The organism is Klebsiella sp. GG_Kp175, assembly GCF_040062325.1.
GTDB lineage: Bacteria > Pseudomonadota > Gammaproteobacteria > Enterobacterales > Enterobacteriaceae > Klebsiella > Klebsiella quasipneumoniae.
Genome location: NZ_JBEAFX010000008.1, coordinates 36,050 through 52,722, shown reverse-complemented (window position 1 = coordinate 52,722; position 16,673 = coordinate 36,050). Strand labels below are relative to the sequence as shown.

16 protein-coding genes are annotated in these 16,673 nt (G+C 56.9%); 11 read left to right on the top strand and 5 right to left on the bottom strand.

Annotated features, from left to right (window positions below):
- Window positions 1-30: 30 nt before the first annotated feature.
- Together dnaN and dnaA are read right to left on the bottom strand one after the other, a co-directional pair.
- Window positions 31-1,131, bottom strand: a complete 1,101-nt coding sequence (gene dnaN, locus ABLU73_RS14140; protein WP_004145090.1) for a DNA polymerase III subunit beta — start codon at window positions 1,129-1,131, stop codon at window positions 31-33.
- 4 nt (window positions 1,132-1,135) lie between these two features.
- A complete protein-coding gene (dnaA, locus tag ABLU73_RS14135) occupies window positions 1,136-2,539 on the bottom strand; it encodes a chromosomal replication initiator protein DnaA (protein WP_017899658.1) in 1,404 nt (467 codons plus the stop codon).
- A 621-nt stretch (window positions 2,540-3,160) separates the two neighbouring features.
- Between dnaA and rpmH the strand changes: the two genes are divergently transcribed.
- The 10 genes from rpmH (at window position 3,161) to ABLU73_RS14085 (ending at window position 11,272) form a co-directional block, all read left to right on the top strand.
- A complete protein-coding gene (gene rpmH, locus ABLU73_RS14130) occupies window positions 3,161-3,301 on the top strand; it encodes a 50S ribosomal protein L34 (RefSeq protein WP_000831330.1) in 141 nt (46 codons plus the stop codon).
- A gap of 15 nt (window positions 3,302-3,316) precedes the next feature.
- Complete coding sequence (gene rnpA, locus ABLU73_RS14125) at window positions 3,317-3,676, top strand: ribonuclease P protein component (RefSeq protein WP_004151535.1); 360 nt, start codon at window positions 3,317-3,319, stop codon at window positions 3,674-3,676.
- Window positions 3,640-3,897 carry a membrane protein insertion efficiency factor YidD gene (gene yidD, locus ABLU73_RS14120; protein WP_004151536.1) on the top strand — a complete coding sequence of 86 codons (258 nt, stop codon included), beginning with the start codon at window positions 3,640-3,642 and terminating at the stop codon, window positions 3,895-3,897. The genes rnpA and yidD overlap by 37 nt, the downstream gene beginning before the upstream one ends.
- A gap of 2 nt (window positions 3,898-3,899) precedes the next feature.
- Window positions 3,900-5,546 (top strand): membrane protein insertase YidC, encoded by a 1,647-nt coding sequence (gene yidC, locus ABLU73_RS14115; protein ID WP_017899657.1) that lies wholly within the window; start codon window positions 3,900-3,902, stop codon window positions 5,544-5,546.
- Between the two features lie 122 nt (window positions 5,547-5,668).
- A complete protein-coding gene (gene mnmE, locus ABLU73_RS14110) occupies window positions 5,669-7,033 on the top strand; it encodes a tRNA uridine-5-carboxymethylaminomethyl(34) synthesis GTPase MnmE (protein ID WP_004202288.1) in 1,365 nt (454 codons plus the stop codon).
- Window positions 7,034-7,151: 118 nt separating this feature from the next.
- The gene (locus ABLU73_RS14105) at window positions 7,152-7,571 is read left to right on the top strand and encodes a GNAT family N-acetyltransferase (RefSeq protein WP_064794348.1); all 420 of its coding nucleotides are present in this window, start codon (window positions 7,152-7,154) and stop codon (window positions 7,569-7,571) included.
- A 99-nt stretch (window positions 7,572-7,670) separates the two neighbouring features.
- Window positions 7,671-8,855 carry an MFS transporter gene (locus tag ABLU73_RS14100; protein ID WP_264924734.1) on the top strand — a complete coding sequence of 395 codons (1,185 nt, stop codon included), beginning with the start codon at window positions 7,671-7,673 and terminating at the stop codon, window positions 8,853-8,855.
- Window positions 8,824-9,783, top strand: a complete 960-nt coding sequence (gene yidZ / locus ABLU73_RS14095) for an HTH-type transcriptional regulator YidZ (protein WP_004202291.1) — start codon at window positions 8,824-8,826, stop codon at window positions 9,781-9,783. The genes ABLU73_RS14100 and yidZ overlap by 32 nt, the downstream gene beginning before the upstream one ends.
- 310 nt (window positions 9,784-10,093) lie before the next feature.
- Entirely contained in the window at window positions 10,094-10,669 is a 576-nt protein-coding gene (locus ABLU73_RS14090; protein ID WP_162574806.1) for a phosphopantetheinyl transferase, read from the top strand.
- 36 nt (window positions 10,670-10,705) lie between these two features.
- A complete protein-coding gene (locus tag ABLU73_RS14085) occupies window positions 10,706-11,272 on the top strand; it encodes an NADPH-dependent FMN reductase (RefSeq protein WP_080841302.1) in 567 nt (188 codons plus the stop codon).
- 45 nt (window positions 11,273-11,317) lie between these two features.
- On the opposite strand, the gene ABLU73_RS14080 is transcribed toward ABLU73_RS14085, so the two are convergent.
- Window positions 11,318-12,655 (bottom strand): NCS2 family permease, encoded by a 1,338-nt coding sequence (locus ABLU73_RS14080; protein WP_004202294.1) that lies wholly within the window; start codon window positions 12,653-12,655, stop codon window positions 11,318-11,320.
- Window positions 12,656-12,824: 169 nt separating this feature from the next.
- On the opposite strand from ABLU73_RS14080, the gene yieH reads away from it, so the two are divergent.
- Window positions 12,825-13,490 carry a 6-phosphogluconate phosphatase gene (yieH, locus tag ABLU73_RS14075; RefSeq protein ID WP_004202295.1) on the top strand — a complete coding sequence of 222 codons (666 nt, stop codon included), beginning with the start codon at window positions 12,825-12,827 and terminating at the stop codon, window positions 13,488-13,490.
- Between the two features lie 174 nt (window positions 13,491-13,664).
- Here the strand turns inward: yieH and ABLU73_RS14070 are convergent, their stop codons facing one another.
- The gene (locus tag ABLU73_RS14070) at window positions 13,665-14,831 is read right to left on the bottom strand and encodes an alpha/beta hydrolase-fold protein (protein WP_049116822.1); all 1,167 of its coding nucleotides are present in this window, start codon (window positions 14,829-14,831) and stop codon (window positions 13,665-13,667) included.
- Window positions 14,832-14,869: 38 nt separating this feature from the next.
- Entirely contained in the window at window positions 14,870-16,501 is a 1,632-nt protein-coding gene (locus ABLU73_RS14065; protein ID WP_109938678.1) for a carbohydrate porin, read from the bottom strand.
- Window positions 16,502-16,673: the final 172 nt, after the last annotated feature.

Here is a 16,673-nt window from a genome sequence, read left to right as displayed (position 1 = left end):
ATGGCAAGTAAACCAGCCCCTTTGCAGATTCTACAATCGCATTGGCATGACAACGTAGGCGGCGGATTGCGAAGCCGCATCCTCAATCTGCACGCTCGACACCGAATCCGTCAGCAGAATCCGTACATTCTCGCACTTCAGCGCGTTCAGCACATCCAGCACGTAGCTAACGTTGAAGCCAATCTCCATCTCCGTTCCGGCGTAGGTCACGTCCAGAATCTCTTCCGCTTCTTCCTGCTCCGGGTTATTGGCGGTGATTTTCAGCTGATTTTCGCTCACGTACAGCCGCACGCCGCGGAATTTCTCATTGGAGAGAATCGCCGCGCGGGCAAAAGCCTGCTTCAGAATATCGCAGCCCGCTTCGAGGTGTTTATCCGGATTTTTCGGCAATACGCGGCGATAATCCGGGAAACGGCCATCAACCAGCTTCGAAGTGAAGATAAAATCGCCGACGTGGGCGCGGATGTTATTGCTGCCAATCTGCACGCGCAGCGGCGTATCACCGCCGTCGAGCATCCGCATCAGCTCAATCACCCCTTTACGCGGCACGATCACCGAATGGTTCGGCAGCGACGCTTCCAGCGGCATCGAACAGACCGCCAGACGGTGGCCGTCGGTAGCAACGGTGCGCAGTTCGCTGCCTTCGGTTTCGAACAGCATACCGTTTAAGTAGTAACGAACATCCTGGTGCGCCATCGAGAACTGGGTCGCTTCGATCAGACGCTTCATGGTCGCCTGCGGCAGGGTAAATTCCACCTCGCTCTGCCAGTCGTCAAGATTCGGGAAATCGGCAGCGGGCAGGGTCGACAGCGAGAAGCGGCTGCGGCCGGAACGCACCAGCATGCGATCGCCTTCCAGCTGCACCGCGATCTCCGCGCCTTCCGGCAGGCCGCGGCAGATATCAAAGAATTTACGCGCCGGAACGGTGGTGGCGCCCGCTTCGTGCGGCTGAACCAGCGCCACGCGCGCCACCATCTCCATTTCAAGATCGGTACCGGTCAGCGACAGCGCGCCGTCCGCGACCTGAAGCAGCAGGTTACCGAGAATGGGCAGCGTCGGACGACCACCTAACGGACCGCTCACCTGTTGCAGCGGTTTTAATAAATGTTCACGTTCTACGGTAAATTTCATAGCGTCACGAGGATAATGTTCTGATTAAATTGGAAAAATCTTCTTTAATGTCGTGGCTTTCTTCACGCAGCTGCTCAATCTTGCGGCAGGCGTGCAGCACGGTGGTATGGTCGCGGCCGCCAAACGCATCGCCGATTTCCGGCAGGCTGTGGTTGGTCAGCTCTTTGGCCAGCGCCATCGCCATCTGACGAGGACGCGCCACCGAACGGGAGCGGCGTTTGGACAGCAGATCCGCTACCTTAATCTTGTAGTACTCCGCCACCGTCTTTTGAATATTGTCGATGGTGACCAGTTTTTCCTGCAGCGCCAGCAAATCGCGCAGCGCTTCGCGCACGAAATCGATGGTGATCGCCCGGCCGGTGAAGTTGGCGTTGGCGATAACGCGGTTCAGCGCCCCCTCCAGCTCACGCACGTTTGAGCGCAGACGCTTGGCAATAAAGAACGCTACTTCACCCGGCAGGCGGATGTCGTTCTCATCGGCTTTTTTCATCAGGATCGCGACGCGGGTTTCCAGCTCCGGCGGCTCGATCGCCACCGTCAGCCCCCAGCCGAAGCGGGATTTCAGACGATCTTCAACGCCGTTGATCTCTTTGGGATAACGATCCGAGGTCAAAATGATCTGCTGATTACCTTCCAGCAGGGCATTGAAGGTATGGAAAAACTCTTCCTGGGATCGCTCTTTATTGGCGAAGAACTGAATGTCATCGATCAGCAGGGCGTCAACGGATCGGTAGTAGCGCTTAAACTCTTCGATGGCGTTGTTCTGCAGCGCTTTAACCATGTCCTGAACGAAACGCTCCGAGTGCATATAGACCACTTTGGCGTTCGGTTTACGCGCCACGATACCGTTCCCCACCGCGTGCAGCAGGTGGGTTTTGCCCAGACCCGTCCCGCCATAAAGGAACAGGGGGTTGTAGGCGCCGCCCGGGTTATCCGCCACCTGACGCGCCGCCGCGCGGGCCAGCTGGTTAGATTTACCTTCGACGAAGTTATCAAACGTGTGTTTCACGTTAACGTTAGAACGGTAGGTCGGCTCCGCTGGCGCCGGGACATTATCCCAGCCAGGGCGCACGATCGTCGGCGCCACGCGCGCGGTCTGCACCTGCGCCGCCGGGATAGTCGCTGCGGCCGGGCTTACCGCCCCTTTCTGCAGCGAGCTGGCGGGCTTAGCGCCCACCTCAAAACGCAGCTGCGGGGCGTCCGCACCGCAAAAATCATTGAGTAGTCCATTGATATTATTGAGGTATTTGTCCCTTACCCAGTCGAGCACAAAACGGTTTGGCGCATACAGTGCCAGCGTGTTATCGCTCAGTTCCGCCTGCAATGGGCGGATCCACATGCTGAATTCTGTGGCTGGTAACTCATCCTGCAATCGGGCAAGACACTGCTGCCAAAGCGAAAGTGACACGGCGGACTCCACTCGAACATAAAATCGATATCAAAGAAAAACTGAAACAATCGTGATTGTTGGCACACGTCGACAAGACCCTGCATTAGCCGAAAAGCCCCTGCACAAAAGGGGTGACGTGCGAACCGCTATCTGCGGTTATTTCCCGCTGCGGATCCGGGGATCGCGATCGGGACCGGGGATCATAGCCTAAACTGAGAAAGAGATCTTGTGTTTCTCAACAGATTCTTCCCGATTTATCCACAGGAAGGATCGAAACCGGGTAAGTGTAATCGATCCTGGAAGGAGTGAAGCACGATTTCCGCCGCATATTGGAAAAATTAATGAGCTATGCCGCTTTTGGGCGCAAACGATCTAACAAAGATCCTTCAGGATCCTTGCGCTTTACTGGCCAGGCCGTATAATCCCCCACCCGGCGCGTAATGCCCGTTTTCGTCACACGTCTCAGCTTATTTTTTGTGCGACGAGGTGCGAGAAATAAGGAAAGAGAATTGACTCCGGAGTGTACAATTATTACAATCCGGCCTCTTTAATCACCCACGCTGAGGCGTAAGTCGTTCGAAGTTCGTTCGGGTCTACGCAAAAGTCAGTGAATTTATTCAAGTTTAGGTAGAAATCGCCATGAAACGCACTTTTCAACCGTCTGTACTGAAGCGCAACCGTTCTCACGGCTTCCGTGCTCGTATGGCTACTAAAAATGGTCGTCAGGTTCTGGCACGTCGTCGTGCTAAAGGCCGCGCTCGTCTGACCGTTTCCAAGTAATAAAGCTAACCCTGCGTGGTTAAGCTCGCATTTCCCAGGGAGTTACGCTTGTTAACTCCCAGTCATTTCACTTTCGTCTTCCAGCAGCCACAACGGGCTGGCACGCCGCAAATCACCATCCTCGGCCGCCTGAATTCGCTGGGGCATCCCCGCATCGGTCTCACCGTCGCCAAGAAAAACGTGAAACGCGCACATGAACGCAATCGGATTAAACGTCTGACGCGTGAAAGTTTTCGTTTGCGTCAACATGAACTCCCACCTATGGATTTCGTGGTGGTGGCGAAAAGAGGGGTTGCCGACCTCGATAACCGTGCTCTCTCGGAAGCGTTGGAAAAATTATGGCGCCGCCATTGTCGCCTGGCTCGCGGGTCCTGATCGGCCTGATTCGAGTTTATCAGCGCCTGATTAGTCCGCTACTCGGGCCGCATTGTCGTTTCACCCCAACCTGTTCTCAATACGGAATTGAGGCCTTACGCAGGTTTGGAGTGATAAAAGGCAGTTGGTTGACAATGAAACGCGTATTAAAATGCCACCCTTTACACCCTGGTGGTGACGATCCCGTCCCGCCTGGACCATTTGATACCAGAGAACACTAACGATGGATTCGCAACGCAATCTTCTTATCATCGCTTTGTTGTTCGTGTCTTTCATGATCTGGCAAGCCTGGGAGCAGGACAAAAATCCGCAACCCCAGCAGCAGACCACGCAGACTACGACCACAGCAGCGGGTAGCGCCGCCGACCAGGGCGTACCGGCCAGTGGCCAGGGGAAACTGATTACGGTTAAAACCGACGTGCTTGAGCTGACTATCAACACCAACGGTGGCGATATTGAGCAGGCGCTGCTTCTGGCGTATCCAAAAACGCTGAAATCGACCGAACCGTTCCAGTTACTGGAAACCACCCCGCAGTTTGTCTACCAGGCGCAGAGCGGCTTAACCGGCCGTGACGGTCCGGATAATCCGGCAAACGGCCCGCGTCCGCTGTACAGCGTCGATAAAGAGGCGTTTGTGCTGGCCGATGGCCAGGATGAGCTCGTCATCCCGCTGACCTACACCGACAAAGCCGGCAACGTCTTCACCAAAACCTTCACCCTGAAACGCGGTGGCTATGCGGTGAACGTCGGTTATAGCGTGCAGAATGCCAGCGAGAAACCGCTGGAAGTCTCGACCTTCGGTCAGCTGAAGCAGACCGCTGCGCTGCCGTCCAGTCGCGATACGCAGACCGGCGGCCTGTCCACGATGCATACTTTCCGTGGCGCAGCGTTCTCCACCGCGGATTCGAAATACGAAAAATACAAATTCGATACCATTCTGGATAACGAAAACCTGAACGTCAGCACCAAAAACGGTTGGGTTGCCATGCTGCAGCAGTACTTCACCACCGCGTGGGTGCCGCAGAATAACGGGACGAATAACTTCTATACCGCCAACCTCGGCAACGGCATTGTTGCTATCGGCTATAAATCCCAGCCGGTACTGGTACAGCCTGGCCAAACCGACAAACTGCAGAGCACGCTGTGGGTCGGCCCGGCGATTCAGGACAAAATGGCTGCCGTCGCGCCGCACCTGGATCTGACCGTCGACTACGGCTGGCTGTGGTTCATCTCCCAACCGCTGTTCAAGCTGCTGAAGTTCATCCACAGCTTCCTCGGCAACTGGGGCTTCTCGATCATCGTCATCACCTTTATCGTTCGTGGCATCATGTACCCGCTGACCAAAGCGCAGTACACCTCCATGGCGAAGATGCGTATGCTGCAGCCGAAGATTCAGGCCATGCGCGAGCGTCTGGGCGACGATAAACAACGTCAAAGCCAGGAGATGATGGCGCTGTATAAAGCGGAGAAAGTGAACCCGCTGGGCGGCTGCTTCCCGCTGATTATTCAGATGCCGATCTTCCTTGCGCTGTACTACATGCTGAGCGCCTCGGTTGAACTGCGTCATGCGCCGTTTATCCTGTGGATCCACGACCTGTCTGCTCAGGACCCGTACTACATCCTGCCGATCATCATGGGCGCGACGATGTTCTTCATCCAGAAGATGTCGCCGACCACCGTGACTGACCCGATGCAGCAGAAGATCATGACCTTTATGCCGGTCATCTTCACGGTGTTCTTCCTGTGGTTCCCGTCTGGCCTGGTGGTGTACTACATCGTCAGCAACCTGGTGACCATTATTCAGCAGCAGCTGATTTACCGTGGTCTGGAGAAGCGTGGCCTGCATAGCCGCGAGAAGAAGAAATCCTGATACTCTTCATTCTTCAAGGCAACGCATCTGCGACTTGAATGATTTAGAGTAGTTACGGTAACGTTAATGCCAGAGAAGGCGGTCAATGGACCGCCTTTTTTACATCTACATAGAGAGTCACCATGAGCCATAACGACACTATCGTCGCCCAGGCAACCCCACCGGGACGCGGGGGTGTGGGCATCCTGCGCATCTCCGGCCTCAAAGCGCGCGACGTCGCGCAGGCGGTACTCGGCAAGCTGCCGAAACCGCGCTATGCCGACTACCTGCCGTTCAACGACGTTGACGGTACGCCGCTGGATCAGGGGATTGCGCTGTGGTTCCCCGGGCCGAACTCCTTTACCGGGGAAGATGTGCTTGAGCTGCAGGGCCACGGCGGCCCGGTCATTCTCGACCTGCTGCTTAAACGTATTCTGACCCTGCCGGGCCTGCGCATCGCCAGGCCGGGCGAATTCTCTGAGCGCGCGTTCCTTAACGACAAGCTCGACCTGGCGCAGGCAGAGGCCATCGCCGACCTTATCGACGCCAGCTCAGAACAGGCGGCGCGCTCGGCGCTGAACTCACTGCAGGGGGCCTTCTCCGCGCGGGTTAACCACCTTGTGGAAGCGCTCACTCACCTGCGCATCTACGTGGAAGCGGCGATTGATTTCCCGGATGAAGAAATTGATTTCCTCTCCGACGGCAAAATTGAAGCCCAGCTGAACGAGGTGATGGCCGACCTTGACGCCGTCCGCGCCGAAGCCCGTCAGGGCAGTCTGCTGCGCGAAGGGATGAAGGTGGTGATCGCCGGGCGGCCAAATGCCGGTAAATCGAGCCTGCTGAACGCCCTGGCGGGCCGCGAAGCAGCGATCGTCACCGACATCGCCGGCACCACCCGCGACGTGCTGCGCGAGCATATCCATATCGACGGCATGCCGCTGCATATCATTGATACCGCAGGCCTGCGCGACGCCAATGACGAAGTGGAACGTATCGGCATCGAGCGCGCCTGGCAGGAGATTGCCCAGGCCGATCGGGTGCTGTTTATGGTCGATGGCACCACCACCAGCGCCGTTGATCCGGCGGAGATCTGGCCAGATTTTATCGAGCGCCTGCCCGCTAAACTGCCGATTACCGTGGTGCGTAATAAAGCCGATGTCACCGGCGAAGCGCTGGGTATCAGCGAAGTAAATGGCCACTCACTGATCCGCCTGTCGGCACGCACTGGCGAAGGCGTCGAGGTGCTGCGTAACCACCTCAAGCAGAGCATGGGCTTCGATACCAATATGGAAGGCGGCTTCCTCGCCCGCCGTCGCCATCTGCAGGCGCTGGAAGAGGCGGCGGACCATCTGCAGCAGGGCAAAGCCCAGCTGCTGGGAGCCTGGGCCGGCGAGCTGCTGGCGGAAGAGCTGCGTCTCGCGCAGCAGGCGCTGAGCGAGATCACCGGGGAGTTCACCTCCGATGACCTGCTGGGCCGCATCTTCTCCAGCTTCTGTATCGGCAAATAACGTTTAGTCCGTAAATGTTCACTCACCCGCATTAACGCCGCGTTAATGCGGGTTTTTTCTTGCCCTTTGCGGCGCAACGTTCTCTACTTTTATCTCCCCTTAACCACGAGACTAAAGCATGACCGTTGAATATACCGTGATCGAGAAGGTGCCCTCCGCCGAAGCGTTTTGCCACCTGCGAGAGGTAGCGGGTATGTCGCCGCGCCCCCTGGAAGGCGCCAGAGCCGGGCTGCCGCGCAGCTGTTATGGCGTACATATCCTCTGGCAGGAGACGCCGATCGCCATGGGCCGCATCGTTGGCGACGGCGCGATTAATTTTGACATTGTCGACGTCGCCGTCGATCCAGCTCACCAGGGAAAGGGCCTTGGCCGGCTGGTGATGGAGAAGCTGGTCGCCTGGCTGGACGCTAACGCCTTTGACGGCGCCTACGTTACGCTGGTAGCAGATGTTCCGGAGCTGTACGCGAAGTTTGGCTTCGAAAGCGTTCGGCCGGAAAGCGAAGGGATGGCCCGCGTCTGGCGACGCCGGGACCGCTAGCTCGCGTTTCCTGCCAGGAAAATAGCGTTGTCCAAATGGCAACTCGTCTTGCGGGGCGTTCCTCACTATGCTGAACGCCATTCACTTCGCGAGGATCTCATGACACGCTTTCTTCTCTGCAGCTTTGCCCTGGTTCTGCTCTATCCCTCCGGCATCGATATGTATCTCGTCGGCCTGCCGCGTATAGCGCAGGATCTGGGAGCCAGCGAGGCGCAATTACATATCGCCTTCTCGGTCTATCTGGCCGGAATGGCCTCGGCGATGCTGTTTGCTGGCCGTATCGCCGACCGCTCGGGGCGTAAACCTGTCGCCATGGTGGGGGCGGCGATCTTTGTTATCGCCTCCCTGCTCTGCGCGCAGGCGCACACCAGCAGCCACTTCCTTACCGGACGCTTTATCCAGGGGATCGGCGCCGGCTGCTGCTACGTGGTGGCTTTCGCTATTCTGCGCGATACGCTGGACGACCGTCGGCGGGCTAAAGTGCTGTCGTTGCTCAACGGCATTACCTGCATCATCCCCGTGCTGGCGCCGGTGCTCGGCCACCTGATCATGCTGAAATACCCGTGGCAGAGTCTGTTCTACACCATGATCGGCATGGGGGTAACGGTGGGTTTACTGGCGGTATTTATCCTGCGCGAGACGCGTCCGACGGCGCCTGCGCAGATGGCTATGCCGCAGCATGGCGCGGGCGAATCGCTGTTGAACCGCTTTTTCCTTAGCCGCATTCTCATCACCACCCTCAGCGTAACGGCGATCCTCACCTACGTGAACGTCTCGCCGGTACTGATGATGGAGGAGATGGGGTTCGATCGCGGTACCTATTCCATGACGATGGCGCTGATGGCGATGGTCAGCATGGCGGTCTCCTTCTCGACGCCGTTCGCCCTGTCGCTGTTTAAACCGCGCACCCTGATGGTAACCTCGCAGCTGCTGTTCCTGGCGGCAGGCGTGGCGCTGAGCCTCGCCACCCGCCAGGCCGTCACCCTGGTCGGGCTGGGCATGATATGCGCCGGCTTCTCCGTCGGCTTCGGCGTCGCGATGAGTCAGGCCCTGGGGCCATTCACGCTGCGCGCCGGTGTCGCCAGCTCGGTCCTCGGTATCGCGCAGGTGTGCGGTTCGTCGCTGTGGATTTGGCTCGCCGCTATCATCGGACTCAGCGCAATGAATATGCTGATCGGGATACTCATTGCCTGTAGCATAGTGAGTCTTGTTCTGCTACTGGTCGCCACCCCGCCGCGGGTTGCGCAACACGATGAAGAAGCCGCTTTCGAGTCTCGACCTTAATTTACTGCTCTGCCTGCAGCTCCTGACCCAGGAGCTCAGCGTCACCCGTACGGCGAAGCGGATGAACGTTTCGCCCTCGGCGGTGAGCAAGTCGCTGGCCAAGCTGCGCGCCTGGTTTGACGATCCGCTGTTTGTCAAAACGCCGCTGGGCCTGGCGCCTACGCCGCTGGTCAGCAGCATGGAGCAGGATCTGGCGGACTGGATGCAGATGGGCAACCAGATCCTCGATAAACCGCACCACACCATGCCGAGCGGCCTCAAGTTCGAGCTGGCGGCGGAAACGCCGTTGCTGATGATCCTGTTTAACACCCTCTCCCAGCGCATCTATCAGCGCTATCCGCAGGCATTGATTCGTTTGCGCAACTGGGACTACGACTCCCTGGACGCCATCATTCGCGGCGAGGTGGATATCGGCTTCTGCGGACGCGAAAGCCATCCTCAGTCGCGGGAGCTGCTGAGCCTGCTGCCGTGGTATATCGATTTTGATGTGCTGTTCACCGACCTGCCGCAGGTCTGGCTGCGCGCCGATCATCCGGCGCTCAGGGAGGAGTGGGATCTGGCGGCATTCTTACGCTATCCGCATATCACCATCTGCTGGGAACAACGTGATACCTGGGCGCTGGACGACGTGCTGCAGGAGCTGGGGCATAAGCGTAATGTGGCGCTGACCGTGCCGGGGTTTGAGCAATCCCTCTTTATGGCCGCCCAGCCGCAGCACACCATGCTGGCCACCGCGCCGCGCTACTGCCAGCACTATAATCAGCAGCACCAGCTACCGCTGGTTTCCCGGCCGCTGCCGCTGGAGCCGCAGCATCTGGAAAAGCTTCGCGTCCCCTTCACCTTGCTATGGCATAAACGCAACAGCTACAACCCGAAGCTTGTCTGGCTTAGGGATACGCTGAAAGCGCTCTATTCCGGTACGCTGTAAGCTTTGTTTCGTGTCCATAGAACCTGATTTGCGCAAGAATTTGTAAAATTCAACCAAATTCCCTTTTCAAGGGGGGATTTCGGCATTAAAACCTGTTAATACCAGGCGATAATAGCGCCCGCCGTTTTTATTCAGACCATTACTCACGGAGCGACGTATGGCAACGCATTTTGCACGAGGGATACTCAGTACCGGGGAGCCGCTATCGACACGTTTGTCAGCGGCCTGTCATCAATCCGCACGTCGGCTCCCTGAATACCGGCAAGCCCGCTTTCGCGCTTCGCGGTCGCTGCTCGCCGAACTGCTGTTTATGCTTTACGGCATCAGCGAGCTGCCTGAAATCGTTAACGAAGCCAATGGCAGACCGGTTTTTAGCGATCGTCACCTTCCCCGCTTCTCTATCTCTTATACTGGCAATATCGTTGGCGTGGCGCTGACCACCGAGGGGGATTGTGGCCTCGACATGGAGCTGCAGCGCACCGTTCGCAGCCACGACGCCGACCGGCAAAATTTCAGTAACAATGAGAATCTGTGGATTAACATTCAGCATGACCCGGACGAAGCGCGCAGCCAGCTGGTGGCGCTGCGCCGTAGCGTGCTGAAGCTGACCGGTGAAACATCAACGCAGCTGCAGCTGCTGCCTGGCTCCGGCCGCCTGCGTACCGCCGGCAGCCTGCCGATTGAAGCCGTCTGTGACGCCGAATCGCTGCTGGTGTGGTCGATTGCCGCTACCCCGAATATCGGCCCGCTGAAGGTCTGGGAGTATGACGCTAAGGGTGGCGACTGGCACAGCCTGGCGGACGCTCAGCGGCGCGCACGCGAACCGTCAGCCCGCCTGATGCGCTTTACCAGCCTGCCCACGGAAAAAACCTTATCCCTCAATTGACCGGTTTTGCCGGCATCATGATCCAAAGGAGCAATCATGTCAGATACCTTGAAAGTGGTTACGTTACTCGGCAGCCTGCGTAAAGGGTCGTTTAACGGAATGGTCGCGCGTACCCTGCCCGGCATCGCGCCGGCGGGCATGGACATCTCCGCACTGCCGTCGATCGGCGATATTCCGCTGTACGATGCTGATATTCAGGAGGAAGAGGGATTCCCGCAGAGCGTGCAGGAGATTGCGCAACAGATCCGCGAGGCGGATGGCGTGGTGATTGTCACCCCCGAGTATAACTATTCCGTGCCTGGCGGCCTGAAAAACGCCATCGACTGGCTTTCACGCCTGCCAGAGCAGCCGCTGTCCGGCAAGCCGGTGCTGATTCAAACCAGCTCAATGGGCGCCATCGGCGGCGCGCGCTGCCAGTATCATCTGCGGCAGATTCTGGTGTTCCTCGATGCGATGGTAATGAATAAACCGGAATTTATGGGCGGCGTGATCCAGAACAAAGTGGATCCGCAGTCAGGTGAAGTGGTCGATCAGAGCACCCTCGACCATCTGCGCGGCCAGCTGACCGCCTTTGGCGATTATATTAAGCGGGTAAAAGCATAAAAAAAGCCCGGCAGCGATGCCGGGCTTTTTCATCATGCGTGCGGATTAATGTGCATCAATAAAGACAATCTTCAGCACGAACAGCAGCGAGACGATAATTACGCAAGGGCTGAGGTCGCGCAGACGGCCGGTGCCGATCTTCATCACGCAGTAGGAGATAAAGCCCAGGGCGATACCTTCAGTGATCGAGAAGCTAAACGGCATCATCACCGCGGTGATAAACGCCGGTACCGCTTCCGTCAGGTCATCCCACTTCACGCGCGCCAGGCTGGAGGTCATCAGCACGCCGACGTAAATCAGCGCGCCGGCGGCCGCATAGGCCGGAACCATCCCCGCCAGCGGAGAGAGGAAGATAACCAGCAGGAACAGGATACCGACGACAACGGCGGTCAGGCCGGTGCGCCCGCCTACGGAAACGCCGGAGGAGGATTCGATATACGCTGTTACCGATGAGGTGCCGATGAAGGAACCTGCCACCGACGAGACGCTATCGACAAACAGCGCCTGCTTCATGCGCGGGAATTTACCGTTGGCGTCCGCCAGACCCGCTTTATCCGTCACGCCGATCAGCGTCCCGGAGGAGTCAAACAGGTTGACCAGCATAAAGGAGAAGATTACCCCGGCCAGGCCCAGATTCAGGGAGCCCGCCAGATCGACATGACCGATCACCGAAGTCACGCTCGGCGGCGCTGAGACGATACCGGTGTAGTGCACATCCCCCAGCATCCAGCCCAGCAGGGTGGTCACCACGATAGAGACCAGTACCGCGGCGTGAATGTTGCGCGACGCCAGAATCGCGATGATAAAGAAGCCCAGCACGCCCAGCAGCACGCTGTGGGAAGTCAGATGACCAATGCTGACCAGCGTTTCCGGGTTAGCGACGATAACCCCGGCGTTCTTCAGGCCCATCATACCGATAAACAGGCCGATCCCGCTGGTGATGCCCACGCGCAGGCTCAGCGGAATATTGGCGATCATCCAGTAGCGTACGCGGAAGATCGTCAGCAGCAGCAGGCCGACGGCGCCCCAGAAAATCGCGCCCATGCCGACCTGCCATGGCAGGCCCATCGCCTGCACCACCACAAAGGCGAAAAAGGCGTTCAGGCCCATCGCCGGCGCCAGAGCAACCGGCAGGTTCGCGAACAGCCCCATCATGATACTGCCGAAAGCGGCAATCAGACAGGTGGTCACAAACACGGCGCTGGTATCCATGCCCGCTACGCCAAGAATTTGTGGGTTAACAAAAACGATATACACCATCGTCAGGAACGTGGTGAAACCGGCGATGGCTTCCGTGCGCACCGTGGTGCCGTGCTCGCGCAGTTTAAATACGCGCTCCAGCAGACCCTGGCCAGAAGACTGGCTGGTTTGTTGTTGACTCATTATCGGTTTCCGAACGTAAGGAGGGAAAATTCGACGCTATCCTATACCAAATTACAGCGCCAGGCGCGGTTGTATGGTAATTTTTTTCATTTATTTTGCTTATACGGCAACGATTGCGTCGCGGCATTGAACATGACGAAAACGTTAAACTTGTTAATATGGAATGGCTATGACTCAACCAGAAGCAGTATTTTTTGACTGTGACGGCACGCTGGTCGACAGCGAGGTAATTTGCTCCCGCGCCTACGTGCACATGTTCCAGGAATTTGGCATTACGCTGGAGCTGGCAGAGATTTTTAAGCGCTTCAAAGGCGTAAAGCTGTACGAAATAATCGACACCATCAACGCCGAGCATGGCGTTAACCTGCAAAAGGCCACCCTGGAGCCGATTTACCGTGCGGAAGTCGCCCGCCTGTTCGATAGCGAACTGGAGGTGATTGCTGGAGCCCAGGCGCTGCTGGATGCGGTAAGCGTCCCGATGTGCGTGGTCTCCAATGGCCCGGTCAGTAAGATGCAACACTCTCTCGGCCGCACCGGCCTGCTGCACCATTTCGCTGACCGGTTGTACAGCGGCTACGATATTCAGCGCTGGAAACCCGATCCGGCGCTGATGTTCCATGCCGCAAAGGCGATGAACGTTAACGTTGAGAACTGCATTCTGGTTGATGATTCCAGTGCAGGTGCACAATCGGGAATAGCCGCCGGCATGGAGGTGTTCTACTTCTGCGCCGATCCGCACAACCCGCCAATCGATCATCCCAAAGTGACAACCTTTACCGATCTGGCTGCGCTGCCGGCATTGTGGAAAGCGCGCGGTTGGGATATCACTCGCTAGCCCCCGGCGTCGCCCGGCCGGGCGACGGTTGGCAGCAAGGGTAGCCCGGTAGCGCTGTGATCTCGCCCAGAACAGGATGGCTGGCGACCGGCTTAACTCATTATCTTCGGACACAAGCACTTTCATCTTGTCTTTCTTCACTCGCGGAAAACGGGGGCTAAACGCCCCCTCCGGCTATTTAAACAGTTTTTGCACAAACTCCGCGTAGGCAGGGCGCCAGACGTCCATTTCATGGTTCAGGCCGGGATAGGCGTGATAGTCAAAGTTGATCTTCTGTTTTTCCAGCTCGCTTTTCAGACCCGCGATGTCTTTGCCGGTCACGGAATCTTTTTCCCCGACGACCACGGTAAAGTTACGCAGCTGTTTATTGATGGCCTCAGGATGTTTCAGCTGTGCTTCCACACCAGCATTCGGCACCGTGGTGGTTGTGACGCCGCTAAACGTGGCGAGCCAGCCAAAGCTCTCCAGATGATTCATTCCGGAGACCAGCGCCTGATAGCCGCCCTGCGACAGCCCGGCGAGCGCCCGGCCATCCGCGTCTTTACGCACATTAAAACGCGCATCAATCAGCGGAATGATATCGTTCATCAGCTCGTTATCAGCCGCTTTCGCATTTAGCGGATAGAAGGTTTTGCGTCGCTCCTGCGGCGGGAAGTTTTCCGCGATGGCTTCCGGGATATCGGTTTCGGTATCCGGGACCACCACCAGCATTGGCTTGATCTTGCCCTCCGCCAGCAGGTTATCCATGATTTGCGGGATCCGCCCCTGATCGATGGCCGACAGGCCGCTGTCGCCAAAGCCATGATAGAAATAGAGCACCGGCAGCGGATCGCCGGTTCCGCTATAACCCGGCGGCGTCCAGACATAGAGACGACGTTCAGCGTTCAGCGCCTTTGAGTGATAGGTAAGGGTGCGCAGATCGCCGTGCGCGACCGCCCGATCGTCAAGAATACTGCCCGGCACCAGAATCAAACTGGTGTTCACCTGGCGCTGCGGCTTCTGATAGCGGCCGCCGGTATCTACCGAGCGGAAGCCATCCACATCGAAATAGTATTCATAGAGATTGGGCTTCATCGGCTCGCTTTTCCATGTCCAGACTCCGTCCGCTGCCTTGGTCATGTCGTGCGAGACAAAAGAGTCCGGCGTGGCGCCGGTGACTACCGAAACCCGCCGGGCATCAGGGGCAAACAGGCGGTAAGTGATACTTTTATCCGCGTTAACTTGGGTTATAAAGTGGCTCACCGGCAGGGAGGGGTCCGGCACCGCGGGCAACGGTGCAGCCTGAATGGTGAACGCCGCGCCCGCCAGCGCCAGGGCGAAATAAATTGCATGTCGTTTCATCGTTATTCCTCTTATGTTGTGTCCGTTCTGTTATCGTCTCACCACCAGATTTCCGCCTGCGCCCCTACGGCAAATTGATCGTTTTTACCGTCTTCAAAAATGCTGGTGGTGTTATTCGCGGCCTTATCCAGGTCGATATCCTTCGCTTTAATATAGGTGGCATAGAAGCGAATTTCCGGGCGCGAGGTCAGCATACTGGTATTAACTTTGAAGGTATGGAACAGCGTGGTCTTATAGCCGGACTCGTTATATTTTTTGCCGGTAACATCTTTGTTTTGCTGCTTGAAGTACCCCAGTTCGACGCCGGTCTGGTTATATTTATTCCAGATATAAGCCGGTCGCAGGACCGTACGGATGGATTCAAAATCGGAGTGGGCCCCGGTCTCGTAGCTGTAAACGTCGTTACCAAAAGAGTAAACGATGGCATTCGCCATAATAATGTCATCACGTAAATAGGTTTCCCCTTGCGAGGTTAAGCGCACGGCGGTGCCATTGGTATGGTCGCCATAATAGCGGCCGTTAAAGGTGGTATAGGGGCTGGATCCGGCATAGCGCGAGAAGCTGCTGGCAATGGAGTTATTCGCCAGTAAGAAAGAGAATTCGTTAAAGCCGCCGTTAGCAAATTTTTGCGTTAACGAGGTGCCGGCCATCCAGGTATCTTTCCATGGATAATAGCCTTCATTGCCCTCTTTATATTTCTCAGAAGAACTTTGGTTGGCAGCGATATAGCGTCCGCTGACCATCAGGCTGGCTTTATCCCACAGCGGGATCTCTTTGTAACGGATATCAAGGGTATTGGTGTTTATTTGCTGCTTATTGCTCAAGGAACGATCGTAGTCATCAACATCTTCCCGCACCAGCGCGATATCGAATTTCCCGACGCCAACCTGCCAGTTTTCCAGCCCCACGCCAGCCGCCGCATCGGTTCTCTGCGTTTTCCAGTCCAGCATCTGGATCTCGATTTTTGGCGCACCGTGTTTGCCGACCCAGAAATCGGCCTCCGGGGCAAACGGCAGGAATCCTTTGGTGTTAACGTACATATCCGAGAATTGGATGTAGTTTTCGCCGCCGGCATTGTCGCCAAACCAGCCAGTGGAATACTGCTGGCCAACGTTCCCGTCGAGCATCACGATGGCGTCGACGCGTTTATCGCCTTCCTGAAACACCCGCTGCTTCAGCTGCAGATCGAACCAGCCGGAATATTCATTGCCCAGACGGCCAAGCGAGCCGATGGCCCACGATTTTGGCGAGCCATGCGAGGCGGTTCCCCAGCCCGAGCGGAAGTAGCCGTTATAGCTAAAGCCAATTTCATCTTTGACGAACCTGCTAAAATCTTTCAGCGTCATCGCGCTGTAGGCTGGTGCACTGTCTGTAGCAGGTTGTTGATTTTTGACCAGTACCGCATCCGGTTTCACCGCTGCTTTCGGTCCGGCTGCCGCCGCGACGTTGCGCTTCTGGCTCTCTGCAGGCGGAGACCATGAGGCCCAAATCTGGTCTCTTTTTCTCTCCTGGTCTTGATATTTTTTGAGCTCTTTTTGCGTATCGCTGAGCGCTTTTTCCAGCAACTCAAGCCGTTGCTCTACCGTCAGCTGGCTCGCGATCAGGGAGGTTGAATAACAAAGCGGCGCCAGCAAGGCTATCGCCGAAGCGATCCTGGTTTTTCTCATCATAATATTCCCTTATATAAGTATTGGCATTAATAAAAACGACAGCGACAAGCATCGCGCGGGTTCAAATAGCTTTATCCATACCGCTTAAGGGCGCGGGGACTGTTATTTTTGCGCCTGGAAAAAAGCAAAAAAACCCGAAGAAGACGATCTGCCTTAACAGATAATCCTCTTC

Coding starts and splice junctions, on each gene's coding strand:
- dnaN (WP_004145090.1), bottom strand. CDS start 1,131: ATGAAATTTACCGTAGAACGTGAACATTTATTAAAACCGCTGCAACAG.
- rpmH (WP_000831330.1), top strand. CDS start 3,161: ATGAAACGCACTTTTCAACCGTCTGTACTGAAGCGCAACCGTTCTCAC.
- yidD (WP_004151536.1), top strand. CDS start 3,640: ATGGCGCCGCCATTGTCGCCTGGCTCGCGGGTCCTGATCGGCCTGATT.
- yidC (WP_017899657.1), top strand. CDS start 3,900: ATGGATTCGCAACGCAATCTTCTTATCATCGCTTTGTTGTTCGTGTCT.
- mnmE (WP_004202288.1), top strand. CDS start 5,669: ATGAGCCATAACGACACTATCGTCGCCCAGGCAACCCCACCGGGACGC.
- ABLU73_RS14105 (WP_064794348.1), top strand. CDS start 7,152: ATGACCGTTGAATATACCGTGATCGAGAAGGTGCCCTCCGCCGAAGCG.
- ABLU73_RS14100 (WP_264924734.1), top strand. CDS start 7,671: ATGACACGCTTTCTTCTCTGCAGCTTTGCCCTGGTTCTGCTCTATCCC.
- yidZ (WP_004202291.1), top strand. CDS start 8,824: ATGAAGAAGCCGCTTTCGAGTCTCGACCTTAATTTACTGCTCTGCCTG.
- ABLU73_RS14090 (WP_162574806.1), top strand. CDS start 10,094: ATGCTTTACGGCATCAGCGAGCTGCCTGAAATCGTTAACGAAGCCAAT.
- ABLU73_RS14085 (WP_080841302.1), top strand. CDS start 10,706: ATGTCAGATACCTTGAAAGTGGTTACGTTACTCGGCAGCCTGCGTAAA.
- ABLU73_RS14080 (WP_004202294.1), bottom strand. CDS start 12,655: ATGAGTCAACAACAAACCAGCCAGTCTTCTGGCCAGGGTCTGCTGGAG.
- yieH (WP_004202295.1), top strand. CDS start 12,825: ATGACTCAACCAGAAGCAGTATTTTTTGACTGTGACGGCACGCTGGTC.
- ABLU73_RS14070 (WP_049116822.1), bottom strand. CDS start 14,831: ATGAAACGACATGCAATTTATTTCGCCCTGGCGCTGGCGGGCGCGGCG.
- ABLU73_RS14065 (WP_109938678.1), bottom strand. CDS start 16,501: ATGATGAGAAAAACCAGGATCGCTTCGGCGATAGCCTTGCTGGCGCCG.